At 50.1% G+C, this 15,431-nt stretch carries 14 protein-coding genes; 4 read left to right on the forward strand and 10 right to left on the reverse strand.

The features are described from left to right. Positions 1-31: 31 nt before the first annotated feature. Genes SIC45_RS08185 through ilvA form a run of 3 tightly spaced genes read right to left on the reverse strand, consistent with a single transcriptional unit; the run spans position 32 to position 2,620 of the window. Positions 32-556, reverse strand: coding sequence for a type 1 glutamine amidotransferase domain-containing protein (locus tag SIC45_RS08185; protein WP_319631781.1), 525 nt, complete (start codon positions 554-556; stop codon positions 32-34). Positions 557-587: 31 nt separating this feature from the next. Beyond that, positions 588-1,334, reverse strand: a complete 747-nt coding sequence (locus tag SIC45_RS08190; protein ID WP_319631782.1) for a DUF3891 family protein — start codon at positions 1,332-1,334, stop codon at positions 588-590. 38 nt (positions 1,335-1,372) lie between these two features. Beyond that, entirely contained in the window at positions 1,373-2,620 is a 1,248-nt protein-coding gene (gene ilvA / locus SIC45_RS08195) for a threonine ammonia-lyase IlvA (protein WP_319631783.1), read from the reverse strand. A gap of 286 nt (positions 2,621-2,906) precedes the next feature. Between ilvA and SIC45_RS08200 the strand changes: the two genes are divergently transcribed. Together SIC45_RS08200 and SIC45_RS08205 are read left to right on the forward strand one after the other, a co-directional pair. Beyond that, entirely contained in the window at positions 2,907-3,215 is a 309-nt protein-coding gene (locus SIC45_RS08200) for a phasin family protein (protein ID WP_298785897.1), read from the forward strand. A 32-nt stretch (positions 3,216-3,247) separates the two neighbouring features. Continuing rightward, the gene (locus tag SIC45_RS08205) at positions 3,248-4,924 is read left to right on the forward strand and encodes an ABC1 kinase family protein (protein WP_319631784.1); all 1,677 of its coding nucleotides are present in this window, start codon (positions 3,248-3,250) and stop codon (positions 4,922-4,924) included. 52 nt (positions 4,925-4,976) lie between these two features. On the opposite strand, the gene SIC45_RS08210 is transcribed toward SIC45_RS08205, so the two are convergent. The 3 genes from SIC45_RS08210 to SIC45_RS08220 are packed head-to-tail and all read right to left on the reverse strand — an operon-like array spanning position 4,977 to position 6,516. Beyond that, entirely contained in the window at positions 4,977-5,819 is an 843-nt protein-coding gene (locus SIC45_RS08210; protein WP_319631785.1) for a sulfurtransferase, read from the reverse strand. A gap of 15 nt (positions 5,820-5,834) precedes the next feature. Then, the gene (locus tag SIC45_RS08215) at positions 5,835-6,194 is read right to left on the reverse strand and encodes a DUF1798 family protein (protein ID WP_022792232.1); all 360 of its coding nucleotides are present in this window, start codon (positions 6,192-6,194) and stop codon (positions 5,835-5,837) included. Between the two features lie 55 nt (positions 6,195-6,249). Beyond that, positions 6,250-6,516, reverse strand: coding sequence for a DUF370 domain-containing protein (locus SIC45_RS08220; RefSeq protein WP_022792233.1), 267 nt, complete (start codon positions 6,514-6,516; stop codon positions 6,250-6,252). A 146-nt stretch (positions 6,517-6,662) separates the two neighbouring features. On the opposite strand from SIC45_RS08220, the gene recU reads away from it, so the two are divergent. Both recU and SIC45_RS08230 read left to right on the forward strand, forming a co-directional pair. Then, positions 6,663-7,265 (forward strand): Holliday junction resolvase RecU, encoded by a 603-nt coding sequence (recU, locus tag SIC45_RS08225; protein ID WP_319631786.1) that lies wholly within the window; start codon positions 6,663-6,665, stop codon positions 7,263-7,265. A gap of 87 nt (positions 7,266-7,352) precedes the next feature. Next, positions 7,353-9,893 carry a PBP1A family penicillin-binding protein gene (locus SIC45_RS08230; protein WP_319631787.1) on the forward strand — a complete coding sequence of 847 codons (2,541 nt, stop codon included), beginning with the start codon at positions 7,353-7,355 and terminating at the stop codon, positions 9,891-9,893. Between the two features lie 37 nt (positions 9,894-9,930). Here SIC45_RS08230 and SIC45_RS08235 read toward each other — a convergent pair whose 3' ends face one another. Genes SIC45_RS08235 through SIC45_RS08250 form a run of 4 tightly spaced genes read right to left on the reverse strand, consistent with a single transcriptional unit; the run spans position 9,931 to position 15,366 of the window. Continuing rightward, a complete protein-coding gene (locus SIC45_RS08235; protein WP_319631788.1) occupies positions 9,931-13,473 on the reverse strand; it encodes a dynamin family protein in 3,543 nt (1,180 codons plus the stop codon). Positions 13,474-13,487: 14 nt separating this feature from the next. Then, a complete protein-coding gene (locus SIC45_RS08240; protein WP_298785912.1) occupies positions 13,488-14,012 on the reverse strand; it encodes a YpoC family protein in 525 nt (174 codons plus the stop codon). Continuing rightward, positions 14,006-14,668 (reverse strand): endonuclease III, encoded by a 663-nt coding sequence (nth, locus tag SIC45_RS08245; RefSeq protein WP_319631789.1) that lies wholly within the window; start codon positions 14,666-14,668, stop codon positions 14,006-14,008. The genes SIC45_RS08240 and nth overlap by 7 nt, the downstream gene beginning before the upstream one ends. Before the next feature lie 11 nt (positions 14,669-14,679). After that, positions 14,680-15,366: a DnaD domain protein gene (locus SIC45_RS08250; RefSeq protein ID WP_319631790.1), complete on the reverse strand. Its 687-nt coding sequence runs from the start codon at positions 15,364-15,366 to the stop codon at positions 14,680-14,682. Positions 15,367-15,431: the final 65 nt, after the last annotated feature.

Below are 15,431 nucleotides of genomic sequence, written 5' to 3' on the forward strand. Positions count from 1 at the left end.
TTAAGGATGCAGCCGTTTCGGTCTTTTCTTTTTACTGCTTCCGAAAAGCTTCGACAAGCGCCTGATTGTACGCTGGAATATCCGGCGGACGCTGGCTTGAAACGATATGACCGTCTACAACAACCGGATCATCCGACCAAATGGCCCCGGCGTTGGTCATGTCGTCTTTAATACCGGGAGTACTCGTTACGTGAACACCCTGCAGAATACCTGCTGAGGAAAGAACCCAGCCGGCATGGCAGATTTCACCGATGATTTTTTTATGCTCATCCATGTGCCGGACGATGGCAAGCACTTCGCTGTAGCGGCGGAGTTTGTCCGGTGCCCATCCTCCAGGCACCAGCACACCATCATAGTCTGCCGGGTCCACCTCGGCAAGTGCTGCCTCTGATACGGCCGGCACTCCGTGTTTTCCTGTATACGATTTGCCGTTTTCTTTACCGGTAAGCAGTACTTCAGCCCCTTCTTCGCGCAAACGCATGACCGGAACCCACAGCTCCAAATCTTCAAAATCATCTTCGACAAATGCAATAATTCTTTTTCCCTGCAGTGTCATAAAGATTCCTCCTTTATCTTACTTTCAGCATTTATTCGGCAGGCTTTAATGTGACGCGGCGGCTGTCCGGTTTCACGTTCCACAGCTCCCCGGGCGACTCAAGCGGTTTCTGTACACAGCGCCGCTTCACCTCGACGGTAAAGGACTCTGTAAACGGGAACGGCTGCAGAGCTATCGTCTCTTCATCTTCCCAACGGGCATGGATTGTTTCGTGATTAAGAGAAGCGAATGTCTGTCGGAAGCCGTCCCGGAACCACGGAACTTCCTGCTCTTTGGACGCCCCCGGCGTATTCATGCATATATAAAGGGACAGATCGTCAAAAAACTGAAGCAGATGAAAATGTTCAGCAGCCATCAGGAAATTCCACTGGTAGCCGGTAATCAGCCGCTGCTGGCGGGCGATTTCCTCCTGCATAAATGCAATTTCCTCCGGTGCCTCGGATTCTTTGAAAAACGAGCCGTAGTGGCTGCTGATCAAATACGCCTGGTACGGGTCCTCTTCTTCGAGGGCGTTAATGGTGTTGCGGTAGGCGCCGAGCTTCGGCGGGACCGGGTAATTTACAAAGGATACCGGCCAGCCGTTTTCATCAAGTACCGGCACTTCATCAAGTGTTTTCCAGGCATCATCGTGGCGGGCCGTGGCCTGAAGCGCCGATGACCAGGACGCCTGTTCTTTAAACGTCGTATGGTGCCAGTACTTCATGCACTCTCCGGAAAGAGCCGCATGCTCCTGCTGCATCATTACTTCCACCCAGCCGTTCCGGTTCTCGCTGATCATTGTATCCGCTCCCTTTCTGCCCGTGTATACCGTCTTAATTAGATGAGGAAATTAAACAGCGTTTCCTCTTTATTGATTTCTGTATATTTGATGCCGCGGTCTTTCATTCTCGTCAGAAGCTTATCGTAGTCCGACGGATAGGTGACCTCGATGCCGACAAGCGCCGGCCCGTTGGATTTATTGTTTTTCTTGTTGTATTCAAAACGGGTAATATCGTCGTCCGGGCCGAGTACATCATGAAGGAATTCCCGTAGTGCGCCGGCACGCTGCGGAAAATTCACAATGAAGTAATGCTGCAGTCCTTCATAGATCAATGATTTCTCCCTCATTTCTTCCATGCGGCCGATATCATTGTTTCCTCCGCTAACGATACAAACGACCGTTTTTCCTTTAATTTCTTCTTTATGAAAATCAAGAGCCGCAATTGACAGGGCGCCCGCTGGTTCAGCCACAACGGCATTTTCATTGTACAGCTCCAGAATAGTTGTACATATCTTGCCCTCAGGTACGAGCGTGATGCTGTCAAGCAGATCCTTACAAACGTCATATGTGAGCTCCCCGACCCGCTTCACAGCAGCCCCGTCAACAAACTTGTCAATGTAGTCGAGAGAGACGACACCCTGATTTTCAATGGATGCTTTCATACCTGGAGCTCCGGCCGGCTCACAGCCGATAATCTTCGTTGAAGGGGAAATCGAGTTCACGTACGTGCCAACGCCGGATACGAGTCCGCCTCCACCGATGCAGGAAAATAAATAATCGATCGGCTCTTCAATATCATTCATAATTTCCATTCCGACAGTGCCCTGACCAGCGATCACTTTTTCGTTATTAAACGGATGCACAAATTCCATGTCGTGTGCTTCGCCGTAAGCATTGGCTTCGTAATAGGCATCGTCAAACGTGTCGCCCGTAAGTACTACTTCCACGTATTCCTTTCCAAATAACTTCACCTGCGAAATTTTCTGGCGCGGAGTCGTGTTTGGCATAAAAATATGACCCTTCACCTTCAGCGCCTGGCAGGAGTAAGCCACGCCCTGAGCGTGGTTTCCAGCGCTTGCACATACCACTCCGTTTTCAAGCTTCTCCTTGGGAATGCTGCTCATCATATAGTACGCCCCGCGGATTTTAAATGAGCGCACCACCTGGAGGTCCTCCCGTTTTAAATAAATATTGGCCCCGTAACGTTCAGAAAGCACCTGGTTTTTCTGCAATGGGGTATGCGTGACCACGTCTTTCAGCGTTTGATTTGCGATGATAATGTCTTCAATGTGTATATTCCCCATACAAGCAACGTTCCTTTCTACTTAGCGTGCGTCCACTTCAACTGTGAATGCCCGGTTAACATGATTAGTGTAAATGCTCGAAAGCGGCGGAGAATGTCTCCGCCGCCTTTTGATCCCGTTCAAACCCCTACTATTATAACATGAATATGCACACTGAAAAGCCGTCCGTTTTCCTGCTTTGCGCAAAGGGTACATAAATGTTAATACCGGCAGTTCTTTACCCGCCCCAATCTTTGGTATAATGTTTATAGTACGCTTTTTCACAAAACATAAAGGGGGATTTTTCATGAACGACATGCTGAAAAAAGGATTTTTTCTGGGACTTGGAGCCGCTTCATATGGACGGGAAAAGGTACAGACATATCTCGATGACCTCGTAACTAAGGGAAAGATCACACCCAGGGAAGCTGACGAGTGGAAAGAGGAAATGATTCAACGGGGTTCGGCTCAAAGCGACTCCTGGAACAGCCAGGCGAAAAACTCCTTCGAAAATCGGATGGAAAGCATGGGCATCGCCACCAAGCGTGATATTGACCGTCTCGAACAAAAGCTCGATGCCATTGAAAAGGCGATGCACAAACCAGAGGACGAATAACCGCCAATTTTAATTAAAGGAAGGAACGCTTCATGGCTATAACAAAAAGTATCCGGCACGCAAATCGATACAGAAAGATTGCTACTACGCTTGCGAAACACGGCTTCGGATATATTTTGCAGGAAGTGGGACTTTTTCATATTCTTTCTCTTCCCAAGCGCATCATGTCGGATCCCAATGACTGGAACACGCAGTCGATCGGGGTCCGTCTTCGGCTTGTTGTGGAGGAGCTTGGCCCTGCGTTCATCAAACTCGGCCAGCTTGTAAGCACCCGCAGGGATATTTTCCCTCCGTCCATTGTGGATGAACTTGCAAAGCTGCAGGATCACGTTCCCCCGTTTCCATACGAAACGGCCAAATCGGTGATCGAGCATGACCTTCATGAACCCCTTGGCAATATTTATTCCTATTTTGATGAAACTCCCATCGCCGCGGCTTCCATCGGCCAGGTACATAAAGCGGTTCTCCATGACGGCCGGGATGTTGTTGTAAAGATCAGCCGGCCGCATATTAAAGAAATTATCGAACAGGACATCGATATTCTGCGGGATCTGGCACGGCTTCTCACCCAGCGGTTTCAATGGGCCCGGTTCTACCAGCTCCAGGATGTTGTAGAGGAGTATGTATCTGCTATACGGGATGAATTTGATTACTTTACTGAAGCCCGAAATGTGGAAAAAATGTCCCGGACCCTTCAGCATTTTGATTCTGTCCAGGTGCCTGAAGTGTATGAAGCCTGGTCGTCACGCCGCGTTCTGACCATTGAATATATCGATGGCTATAAGCTTTCAGAGCTTAATTACTCCACTGCCGAGTTTGATAAAAAGAAGCTTGCTCACCATCTGGTGGATTCCTTTTTACACCAGGTGCTTCGCACCGGCTTCTTTCACAGCGACCCTCACCCCGGGAATCTGCTTTTTAAAGAAGGAAACGTGGTCGCCTACATTGACTTCGGCCAGGTCGGCCGCTTGAGCAAAAGCATGCGCAGGCAGTTCATTAACTATGTTATCGCCATGACAAGGCGAAACACCCGGGACGTAGCGGCAGCTATCTATGAAATGGCCGATTTTCCGGAAGATATGGATACAGAAATTTTTGAAGAAGATGTGGAATACCTTCTGTCCAAATATTACGACACGCCGTTTAAAGATATTGAAATCGGTGCAGCCATCAATGATGTATTTTCCACCTCCCACCGGTACGGAATCAGCATCCATAAAGAATTTACGATGCTTGCTAAAGCCATTATTACCATTGAATCCATTGCCACTGATCTCGACCCGGACTTAAGCATCGTCGAAATTGCCGAGCCCTACGGCAGGATGCTCGTTAAAGAACGACTGAACCCGCGCGACCGGATCGAGGACGTTTTCCGCGAAGGTAAAGAACAGTTTGGCTACCTGCGTGAGCTGCCGAAGGAGATTCGTTCCGCCCTGAAAAAAATCAATGATGATGAACTGGGCGTCGATATACGCATGCCCCGCATTAATATTTTAATGAACAAGCTTGACCGTATTGGCAACCGCCTAAGCTTCAGTGTCATACTTCTCGCCTTCAGCATCGTAATGGTCGGCTTGATTGTCGGATCCACATTCGGGGATACCAATTCGATTCTCGTCCGGCTCCCTGTCATTGAAATCAGCTTTATTGTGGCGTTCTTTCTCTTCGTCTGGCTGCTGTACGCCATTTTTCGCTCCGGGCGGTTTTGACCTCCGATACACAAAAGCTGCCGGCAGAAGCCGGCAGCTTTTGTGTATCCTTTTACAGCCTGTTTGGCTCTTTTTCGATCGGAAGGTCCGGATAGGAAATCCAATCGCTCCAGCTTCCGTTATAAAGTCGCACCTGCTCAATTCCGGCTTCTCTCATGCCGAGCACATTGACACAGGCCGTAATACCGGATCCGCAGTAAGAAATAACTTCATCAAAACCCTCGAGTTCCTGAAAATGATCACGCAGTTCACTCTGCGATTTCCATGTGCCGTCTTCGCGGAGCACATCCTTCCAGAAATAATGATAGGCACCAGGGATATGGCCGGAAACAGCGTCCACTTCCTCATTTTCCCCAGCGTAGCGCTCGTAGCTTCTCGCATCCACCAGCGCTGCATGTTCATTACGCAGCTGCTGCTTTACTTCTTCCAGGTGAACCAGCTGATTCGGCTCGCGGTCGATGATCATCTGCTTCATGAGCGGCGTCGGGATCTCCTCTGTTGTCGGAAATCCTTCCTCCACCCAATGGGAATAAGAACGGTCGAGGACGTATGTATTCGTATGACCCGCATACTGCATCAGCCACCAAAAGCGGGCAGCACCCATACCTCCCTGATCGTCATAAGCTACGACGGTCGTCTGCATGTCTATGCCCCGTTCCGAGAGAACCTGAGCGAAAAAGTCCATATCCGGCAGCGGATGACGTCCTCCGTGGGTCCCGGCCTGGGCGGATAAATGCTTTTCCACATCGATAAAGACAGCACCTGGAACATGATCCTTAACATACGCTTCATGCCCAGCTGCTGCATCTTTTAGTTCAAACCGGCAGTCCACCACCCGGACATGTTCATCGCGGCGGTGGTCATTCAGCCATTCAGAAGAAATTAGAAAGCTCAACTTACTCTCCCCTTTCTAGGATTCCTGTGTTAACTGTGTTTGAATGCTATTTAGAATAAACTCCACGGCCTGCAGCGTTTCCTTGAATTGTTTTTCTTTCGTTGTCCGCTGGTAAGCCTGAAGAGAGGCATTCATGATGTTATCATATGTGTCTTCCATCTGGGATTCGTGCAGGTACGGGTAGCTTGTTGTCTGCACCCAGGCAGAGGCTTCCTCTTTCCATACATCTGCTTCCCCTTTTACCTTGTCGACAAACGGTTTCACTTCCTCATAAAAATCCGGGCGGTCGTCCCGCTCCTGTACTTCATAAAAAATCTGCTCTGCTTCATCCATGCGCCGTTTCATCTGGTCACAGCTTTCGAAAAGCCCGGGCATCGAAAAACCCCCTCTGATACAAAGAACGCTTCCCTTTAAAGGAAAGCGAATATTTTTAGGATGTGCTTTCTTCCTGATCCTGCTGGTTGCTTACCCGCTGGGCTACTGTTTCCGGCTGAATGGCCGACAGAAGCACGTGATCGCTGTCCGACAGGATGATGCTTCTTGTTTTCCGTCCATTAGTCACGTCGATGAGCATCTTTCTTTCACGTGCCTCCTGGATCAAACGTTTTGTCGGGGCAGAATCAGAGCTCACAATTGAAATTACCCGTTCTGCCATCACCATATTGCCAAAACCAATATTAATCGGTGTATCGCTCATGCTATCCCCTTCCTTTCTCGTTCTTTTCTATCCTAACACGAATAACCGAGGCTTTGTCTATCATTCTAAGCACGGCGTACGTAATATCCGGCTGAAATTGTGGTAAAATAGCAGCAGGCAGTAAATTCTAGCAAAGGAAGATTCTCATGGCTTACCGCTACCCAAACGGAAAAGTATACCGTCCGAAAAAAAATGCTTCCTCCCGTCAGGGCCCGCCGGCGGAAAAAAGCTTTGCCAACCGCGGCATGACGCTTGAAGAAGACATTAATGAGTCCAATGAATATTATATTGCACGCGACATCGGCATCATACATAAAAAACCGACACCTGTTCAGATAGTCGATGTTCATTATCCGAAACGGAGCGCCGCGCGCATCACCGAAGCATATTTTAAACAGGCCTCCACCACAGACTATAACGGTGTATTTGCCGGCCGCTACATTGATTTTGAAGCAAAGGAAACGCGCAACAAAACAGCCTTTCCCCTTCAGAACTTTCATGACCACCAGGCAGATCATATGCACAAGGTCCAAAAGCAGGACGGCATCGCATTTGTGCTTCTTCGTTTTGCCGCACACGGGGAGACCTATTTATATGACGCTTCCCAGTTTCTTCACTGGTATTACGGACAGACAAAACGAAAATCCATTCCCTATCAGGAAATCCAGACGCACGGTCATTCAATTCCGCTCGGTCTTCACCCGAGACTGGACTACTTAAAAACCGTGAAGGACGTTTATTTTCATTGAATACGCATGTAACAAAACAAAAAATTGAACGTCTAATGCCTGGGCACACAGAACCAGATGCTATGCACAACGAAAGGACGAACCTCAATGAGTGACAATTACCGGTCCCGCCAGGAAAAGCGCACGGCCGACCAGAAAAACCCTAAAAAGAAACAGAAGAAAAACCGCAAACGACCGCTTTGGCAGACGTTCATTATATGGGCCCTTTCGCTCATGCTTGTCTTCATGACTGCCGGTGTCATCATTGTCGCCTATATGATCAATCAGGCCCCTGAATTAGATGCGGAAGCGATAGTATTATCAGAAGCGGCTACTGTATATGACCAGAATGACGAAGAGATTGCGCAGCTGCAAAACAGCAGTAACCGGGAACTAGCCGATATAGAAGAAATGCCTGACTATGCGAAGGAAGCATTTATAGCTGTGGAGGACGAACGTTTTTACAGCCACTTCGGCATCGACGTTCAGCGGATTTTTGGCGCGTTATGGGCAAACGTGACTGACGGCTTCGGATCCCAGGGGGCAAGCACAATTACCCAGCAGGTTGTGAAAAATGCGTTTCTTTCACCTGATAAAAACATATCGCGTAAAGTCCAGGAACAGTATTTGGCCATTAAGCTTGAACAGCAGTACAGTAAGGATGAAATTCTCGAAATGTACGTTAACCTGATCTATTTCAATCAGGGTGCCTATGGCATCACCCAGGCCGGACAAACCTATTTTGGAAAAGAGGATCCAGGCGAGCTCACGATCGCAGACGCTGCTCTGCTCGCGGCCATCCCACGCCGGCCTTCGTATTATGACCCGGTTCAAAATCCGGAAAACGCCGAGGATCGCAGAAATCAGATTATTTCCATGATGAATGAGCAAGGGTATATTACGGATGAAGAAGCCGAAGAGGCTTCCAGCACTCCGGTGGATGAGCAGCTTAACTACCAGCCTCCGGAAAACGAAGTTGCCTATGATTCATTCATGTCCTACGTGCAAAACGAGCTCGAAGACTTTGACGGCGTTGAGGCCTCAGACATATATACAGCCGGGCTGAAGGTCTACACGACTCTTGACACCGAAGCTCAGGACCAGGCGGAGGAACTCATTCAAAGTTCAGATGCGCTCGACAGCTTTCCAGACAATGAACAGTTTCAGATCGGTTTTACACTGCTTGATACCCAGACCGGAGCAGTGAAAGCCATTGTCGGCAACCGTCAGAGCCCTGATACGGCAATGAGCTATAATTTCGCTACCGATCCTAATCAGCCTGGGTCGACCATTAAGCCCGTCCTGGATTACGGGCCGGCCATTGAAAACATGCAGTGGTCCACGTACCATCAGATCGAAGATGAAGAATACCAGTACCCGGACACAGACACCGATGTGCGAAACTATACCCGGAACTACCGGGGCAGTGTCAGCATGCGTGAAGCGCTGACGGATTCCCTGAACGTCCCTGCAGTAAAAACGCTTGAGGAAGTCGGACTTGATAATGCCAGATCGTTTGCAAACGGTCTTGGCCTTGGCCTTGAGGACGTCTACTATGGTTCAGCTCTCGGCGGGCTTGAGCAGGGGGTTTCCTCTGAGCAGATGGCCGGGGCCTACGCCGCTTTCGGAAACGAAGGGGTTTATAACGATCCTCACTCCATCCGGCGGATTGAGTTTCCGGACGGACGAACGATTGACTTTGAACCAGAACAGGAGCAGGCAATGGAGGACTATACGGCCTATATGATCACGGATATGCTTAAGGATGTCGTCTCCGAGGGCACCGGCACCGGCGCCCAGATTGACGGGCTTCCGCTAGCCGGCAAAACCGGAACCACCAATTTCACGGAGGACGAAATGAGCACCCTGAATATTCCTGACGGCGGTGTCCCCGATGTGTGGTTTAACGGCTACACTACGAACTATACAGCTTCTGTCTGGGCTGGCTTTGAAACCCGTTCTGAAAACAATTATCTTGTCGACGGGCAGACTGATGCTGCCAAGGATGTTTTCCGCGAGGTCATGCAGCAGGTCAGCAGCGGCATCGACACTCCCGACTTTGAACAGCCCGACTCTGTAGTATCAGTGCGGCTCAATGAAGAGACTGGGGAGCGCGCTACGTCAAACACCTCCGACGCTGACACGATTACCGAGCTGTTTGTAGAAGGCGAGGTGGACGCCCAGGTCACTGAACCATCCTCTGATAACGGCTCGGATAACAGCGGGGATTCAGATAGCGGCGAGCCTGCCGGTGACAGCGGTTCTGAGGAAACAAACGACTCTCAGAATGAGCCTGAACCTGCAGAGGAGCCTGCGGAAGAAACTGGGGAGAATGAAGAAAATACAGAAGATACACCGGAAGAGACTACAGAGCCAGACCAGGAAGAAAATGGCGAAACTGAACAGTCTCCGGCAGATGAAGATTCAGGTGCCTCTGAAGAAGGACGTGAAGAAGAAACAGACACGAGCGGTGAGGAGCCTGCAGAATCCGAGCCGGACTCCGGCGGCGAAAGCGACACCGGTGAAAATACCGAAGACGAAAGCTCTGGGGACACAGAGCCGGAAACAGATACCTCTGGTGAAGAAGAGCCTGCTGACACCGAAGACAGCCCTTCTGAACCCGAACAGGAATCAGGAACTAACGAATAACAAAAACCGCACTGCCCAAAAGGCGTGCGGTTTTTTGCTATCCCTGAACATGGTCTTCTTTTCTCGTTAACGGAGCAAGCTTCTCCCATTCTGTCTGCAATACGGAATAATAGCTCTGGTCATACCACGTGGACAGTCGATCGAATTCCTTGTCGAGCGCCTGTCTGTGTTCGGCATAAATATAATCAGAAGCCGCTTTCACACCGGCCTCTATTTTTTCTTCAAGCTCCTGAGCCACTTCTTTCGTTACTTCCGCAGCAGCACTCTGGACATTTTTCCCGTACGCCTCTTTCAGGGTTTTTATTTCCTGATGCACAAAGAAGTCCTTTGCCGAACGGAAGTACGTTTCATATGCCTTCGCATCCACCTCTAAGTCAAGCGTCTTTTCAGGTTTTGGGATAAAGGAACGGCTGGCGTCAGGAACCTGAAACATCGGGAAGTCCGCCTGAACCTCCCTGTACTGTTCTTCGGTCTCCTGCTTCAACTGCCGTTTCATTAATTCCTCCAGACGGATGAACGCCGTTTCTCTCTCCTGCCCTGCCTGCACCAGTATCTCTTCCTTAATTTCCATCAGTCTTCCGGACAGCTGCCTGCGCTGTTCTTTTCGTGAGGAGCCGTCTATAGTGACTGGGTTCACCACTTTATTAAAGTAATCCTGATAGAATAAATACAGGCGCTTGCGCACGTGAATCAGCCGTTCTTCGGTGTCTGAAGCGAGTTCTTTTCGCAGCCGCTCCATATGAAAATGTTCCGGCACTTCTTTATACTGGCCGAGCTTTTGCTTCAGCCGTTCTGCTTCTGCAGCCACGCTTTTTGCATCGTGCTTCTGCACCTGCAGCGCCCGCCCGAGCTGTTCTTTTAAATTAAGCGCCTGTTCGATGACATACTGCTGCTGCACGACAAGAAGCTCCTGCCAGATTTGTCCGGATAAATAGTTTTCAAAGGCTGAAAACATTTCGTCTTCCCTGCCCTGCTGCTTTTCCTCCAGCCCACGCTGGCTTGAAACAGGAAGCAGAAAAGGCTCCTCAAACCCATTCTGCCGCAGCTGACCGCGCACATGGTTGACAACCTGACGGCGCTCGTTCTCGTCTTTTGCCAGATCTGCGGCATTGATCAGAAAGTACAGCTTATTTTGTTCAAATTCTTCATTTGCCCGGGAGAGCTGCTGGATGAATCTTTCATCGGCATCCGAGAACGCATGATTAAAGTACGTGACGTAAAAAATGGCGTCCGACTGACGCAGGTGATCAAATGCGACATTGGTGTGGCGTCCGTGGATCGAATTCACCCCCGGCGTATCGGTCAACACCAGGCCCCGATCCGTCCAGTAGCTCCCGTAATAAAGCGTCACCTGTTTGACAAGACACGCCTTCTGCTCATCCGCCACCCAGGACCCCCAGTCCTCCATCCCAATCGTGCGGGTCTCCCCGAGTGTGGAGCGGTGTTTTTTGATGCTTTCCTGCAGCGTGAACATGTACTGGCTGTAGGTTTCCATCCGTGCATCCCGGGTGCGGTTCGGCTTTCTCCATTTTTGGATGGAGGCAAGCGTGTACACTTCCCCGAGCTCCTTTGATACGGCCTGAATTTCTTCGTCAAGAAAAGCCTCATCCTTCAGCTGCAGAATAACCGTACCGTGTGTGTACTCCTTTTCCGGGGCCCGCACAATATTTACGGCCGCTGTGGTCGGATGCGGCGAAACAGGGAGTGCCGGAGCACCGAGAAGCGCATTGATAAAGCTAGACTTCCCGGCACTGAAAGCACCAAAGACTGAAACATGAAGCTCCTGGTTCTGCAGATTTTCACATAAACGCTGCAGATGCTTCTTTTCCTCTTCGATTAACGGAGATTCGGAAGAATCGGCGGCAAAGGACTCCACCATCTGGATTTCTTCGCTGTACGAAGGAAGCTCCTTTTGTCCGGGAGAAGCACTCTCCTGCTCTTCCACCGCTTCATCCTCCCGGGAAATGGAAATCTCCGGAACATCGGACGGGGCTTCTTCGTTCATCATCTGCCGGATTTCCTGTTCCCATTCCCGCCGGGCGGATACGCTTTCCATCTGGCGCTCCACCTGGGCGATTTCCTGCTCCAGCCGTTTTTTTTCCTCTTTCCATCCATGCTGAAGTTCATTTAATTTCGTCTGCTCTGCTTCTGTTAAAGCCAGGCCCGCGGCGGAGGTAAGCACACGCTCTTTTTCTTCAAGCAGCGGCTCCGCCTGGTCCTTGAACCGCCGGGTAATTACGCCGGCCAGCTGGTCGGTTACTTGAAACACATACTGCCTGCCGGTTTCACCTTCTGGAATAAAGGGCTCCAGGTCCGCGTGTTCAAGCTGTACATCAATATTTTGCACCTGGTCAGCATAATCGGCACTGTGGAAGGAAACGTCCTGCTTTTCCGGCTGCAGCAGTTCACGCACATGGAACGTCAAAGACGCTTTAATATTTTCATTTATATCTGAAAGCAGGGCCTCCGCCCGTTCCTTGCGGGCTTCTTCCGTTTTTCGTTTTTTATTAAACAGGGAGCCTGCTTTGAACCCCGGCTGCCAGCTTTCAAGCCAGTCCCTGGCTTTATCCACAGTGGAGGCTGGAAACAAATGAGCCTGATTCAGCGTTCGCTTCCATTCCCTGAACCAGCTGCTCCACCTTTCGTCACTGTCCGGCTGATCGTTATAATCCATCAGCTGTGCAGGTAAGCCTGCATGCTCCGCCCGCTCCTGCCAGTCTTCGAGGGCTGTCTGCTGTTCCTCCCGCAGCCTGTCACGGATTCGTGACAAAACGGTCTGGCGCATCCGTTCCTCACTTCTTTCCAACAGTTCGCTGCCGTGGTACAGAAGGCCGCGCACATGAGAGGAGAATGTTTTCAGTTCATTGTCCGGGTGCTGCTCATCGCGCATGGAAATATAATATGTGGCAAGCACATGCACCTGATTTCGTTCAAGCGTCGCAGCAATCTGGTTGCGGTAGGACCGCATCGTGATTTCTTCTTCCCGGTGCTTGTCCATCTGATTGATAACAAAAATAATCGGTTTGCCCTCCGCTGTCAGCTGCTGTAAAAACCGGATGTTTGTTTCCGACTGGGCATGATTGTAATCCGTCACATAAATAACAGCATCGGTCGACAGCAGTCTCTCCATTGTTACTGCCTGATGCAGCGGATCTGTCGAGTCCACCCCCGGCGTGTCCACCATCCGGCTGTAAGATCCTAAAAATGGCAGCGGGGCCTGCATACGGATCGATCTGATATCCGCTGCGTCCCTGCCCCACTTCTGCACTTGTCCCCACGGGATATCGGATTCCCAGGCTTTCGTCTGGCCTTCGCCCGTTTCAACCTCGAGCCCAAGCTCCCCGTTTTCAATCGATATAATATTGGCGCTTGTTGGAATCGGACTCGCGGGCAGCAGCTCGTTTTGAAGCAGGCCATTTAATACGGTCGACTTTCCGGCTGAAAAATGCCCGCAAAAAGCAACTTCAAAATAAGGATGCTCAATTTTTTTTTGCACGTCTTCAAGCATCGCGGTTTCTGCCGGATCCAAATGCATGTCTGTCTGCAGCCATTGTTGTTCCCAACCGCTCGTATATGCCATATTTTACTCCTTTATCATTCGTGATTTCGGGAGCGCTTTGCCAGCGCTTCTTTTTTCTTCACTTCTGTGTACAGCTCCTTCAGCTGAAGGTAGGAATGAAAATAATTCGGATACTCAAGCAGAAAGCCGAGACGCTCCTCTACGTTGATCGGCTTATGCGCAAGCTTCCTGCTTTCTGCGATCAATTCCTCCGGCTCTGCCGAAGGCACCGGCCGTTCGTTCATCCAAAACAGCGTGCACAGCCAGTGGGCGAGCCCGAGTCTCATGTATGGAGCTGCCTTTTCCTTGTCTCGTTCGTCCCAGCATTCATCCAAAAAAGGCAGATGCTCTTCCCACCACTGCATAAATCCTTTAATGTGCTGATTAATGTTTTCCTGCCACGGAGGTGTACCGGCGATGCCGTTGTCATAGGCAATCTCATACCAGAACGGGTGGCTCAGAGCCGCCGTCTGCCGGTCTGTTTTTTCATCTACTTCGATCTGCGTTACAGTATAAAAAATTTCGTGCTGAAATGACGCTGGAATTTGTATGTTTACCATGCTGCACCTTCTTTCCGCATCCGTTTTTGCCCTTCCCTGCAGTAGTCAAGCACTGGACAGGACGTACACTGGGGGGTCTGGGACTTGCAGTGGTAGCGGCCGAAAAAAATAAGCTGGTGATGCATCTGGGACCATTTTTCTTTTGGCAGCCGCTTCATCAGCGTCTGCTCCACCTGGGTGACGTTGTCTTTCCATCTGCATATGCCTAAACGCTTGGACACCCGCTCAACATGCGTATCCACCGCAATGGCCGGTACCCCGAATGCTACTGACGCTACCACATTCGCCGTTTTTCTGCCGACGCCCGCAAGCTCGACCAGCTCTTCCTGTGTTTCCGGCACGCGCCCGTCATGGCGTTCGAGCAGAGACGTCGAAAGCTTTTTTAAATTTTTCGCTTTATTGCGGTAAAGTCCAATCGAACGAATAGCCTGTTCAATATCCTCAAGCGGTGCCTCAGCGAAGTCCTCCGGGGAGCTGTACTGTTCAAACAATCCAGGGGTCACTTTATTCACCAGTGCATCGGTTGCCTGGGCGGAAAGCACGACTGCTACCAGCAGTTCAAAGGGATTGCGGTGATTCAGTTCACATTCCGCTTCCGGAAACATGTGCTCGATCCGTTCAATCACAACTTGTAAATCTTTATTCGTTAATGCCATTTTTTTCTCCTCTACTCTTCATCCAGCCAGTTAATATTGGGGTATTCCGGCAGTTTTTCCGACTGAGCCGCCTGCGTGCGCCGTCCGCCTTTTTGTTTAAACTGTTCGGTCTGGGCCTTAGCATCTTCTTTGGTCTGAATGCCTTTGCGCTTCCATTCGTGCAGCATCCGGTCCATGTAGCGAAGACTGAATTTCTGATTCATGACCGCTTCTTTCAGTGCAATCTGGATCATATCCGGCGAATAATGATCCTGGTCAAGCCAAACATTAATCGTTTCCCACTCCATGGGGGAAAGCGGGCGGGAAAACTCCTGCTCAATGTTTTGAAACAAATGCTGCTCTTCAATCTGCTCCCCCTCCCCGGACGGGGCCTCCGCTGTAAGAGCCTGGCGGAAAAAAGGATAGAGTGAGTATGATTCCTGCCGGATTTGATCGCGTTCAAATTCATCAATCTGCAGCAGGTTCCGTTTAATCATCGACCGCAGGCAGCCCGCGCATTCATTTTCATCCATACTCATTTTTTCAGCCAGCTCTTTCGGTGTTGGAAGCGGCACATTGTTCTGGCCGAAACGGTATATATGCAAAAGCATCATTGCTTCTGTTTCATTTAGTCCAACCTGCTCGTACTTGTCCAGAATAATTACTGGAATGGAAAGATGACCATGCATGAGTGCTTCTATTTCTTTATCTTTGTTCATTTGTTTATCCTCCTCTTCACCCAGCCGGCTGTCGGCAAAGTGCATAAAGGAAAACCCCCGGGACG

Source organism: Marinococcus sp. PL1-022, assembly GCF_033845285.1.
Lineage (GTDB): Bacteria > Bacillota > Bacilli > Bacillales > Marinococcaceae > Marinococcus.

Excerpts from the sequence above, each read along its gene's own strand:
- SIC45_RS08185 (WP_319631781.1), bottom strand. The coding sequence starts at position 556 with ATGACACTGCAGGGAAAAAGAATTATTGCATTTGTCGAAGATGATTTT.
- SIC45_RS08190 (WP_319631782.1), bottom strand. The coding sequence starts at position 1,334 with ATGATCAGCGAGAACCGGAACGGCTGGGTGGAAGTAATGATGCAGCAG.
- ilvA (WP_319631783.1), bottom strand. The coding sequence starts at position 2,620 with ATGGGGAATATACACATTGAAGACATTATCATCGCAAATCAAACGCTG.
- SIC45_RS08200 (WP_298785897.1), top strand. The coding sequence starts at position 2,907 with ATGAACGACATGCTGAAAAAAGGATTTTTTCTGGGACTTGGAGCCGCT.
- SIC45_RS08205 (WP_319631784.1), top strand. The coding sequence starts at position 3,248 with ATGGCTATAACAAAAAGTATCCGGCACGCAAATCGATACAGAAAGATT.
- SIC45_RS08215 (WP_022792232.1), bottom strand. The coding sequence starts at position 6,194 with ATGCCCGGGCTTTTCGAAAGCTGTGACCAGATGAAACGGCGCATGGAT.
- SIC45_RS08220 (WP_022792233.1), bottom strand. The coding sequence starts at position 6,516 with ATGAGCGATACACCGATTAATATTGGTTTTGGCAATATGGTGATGGCA.
- recU (WP_319631786.1), top strand. The coding sequence starts at position 6,663 with ATGGCTTACCGCTACCCAAACGGAAAAGTATACCGTCCGAAAAAAAAT.
- SIC45_RS08230 (WP_319631787.1), top strand. The coding sequence starts at position 7,353 with ATGAGTGACAATTACCGGTCCCGCCAGGAAAAGCGCACGGCCGACCAG.
- SIC45_RS08235 (WP_319631788.1), bottom strand. The coding sequence starts at position 13,473 with ATGGCATATACGAGCGGTTGGGAACAACAATGGCTGCAGACAGACATG.
- SIC45_RS08240 (WP_298785912.1), bottom strand. The coding sequence starts at position 14,012 with ATGGTAAACATACAAATTCCAGCGTCATTTCAGCACGAAATTTTTTAT.
- nth (WP_319631789.1), bottom strand. The coding sequence starts at position 14,668 with ATGGCATTAACGAATAAAGATTTACAAGTTGTGATTGAACGGATCGAG.
- SIC45_RS08250 (WP_319631790.1), bottom strand. The coding sequence starts at position 15,366 with ATGAACAAAGATAAAGAAATAGAAGCACTCATGCATGGTCATCTTTCC.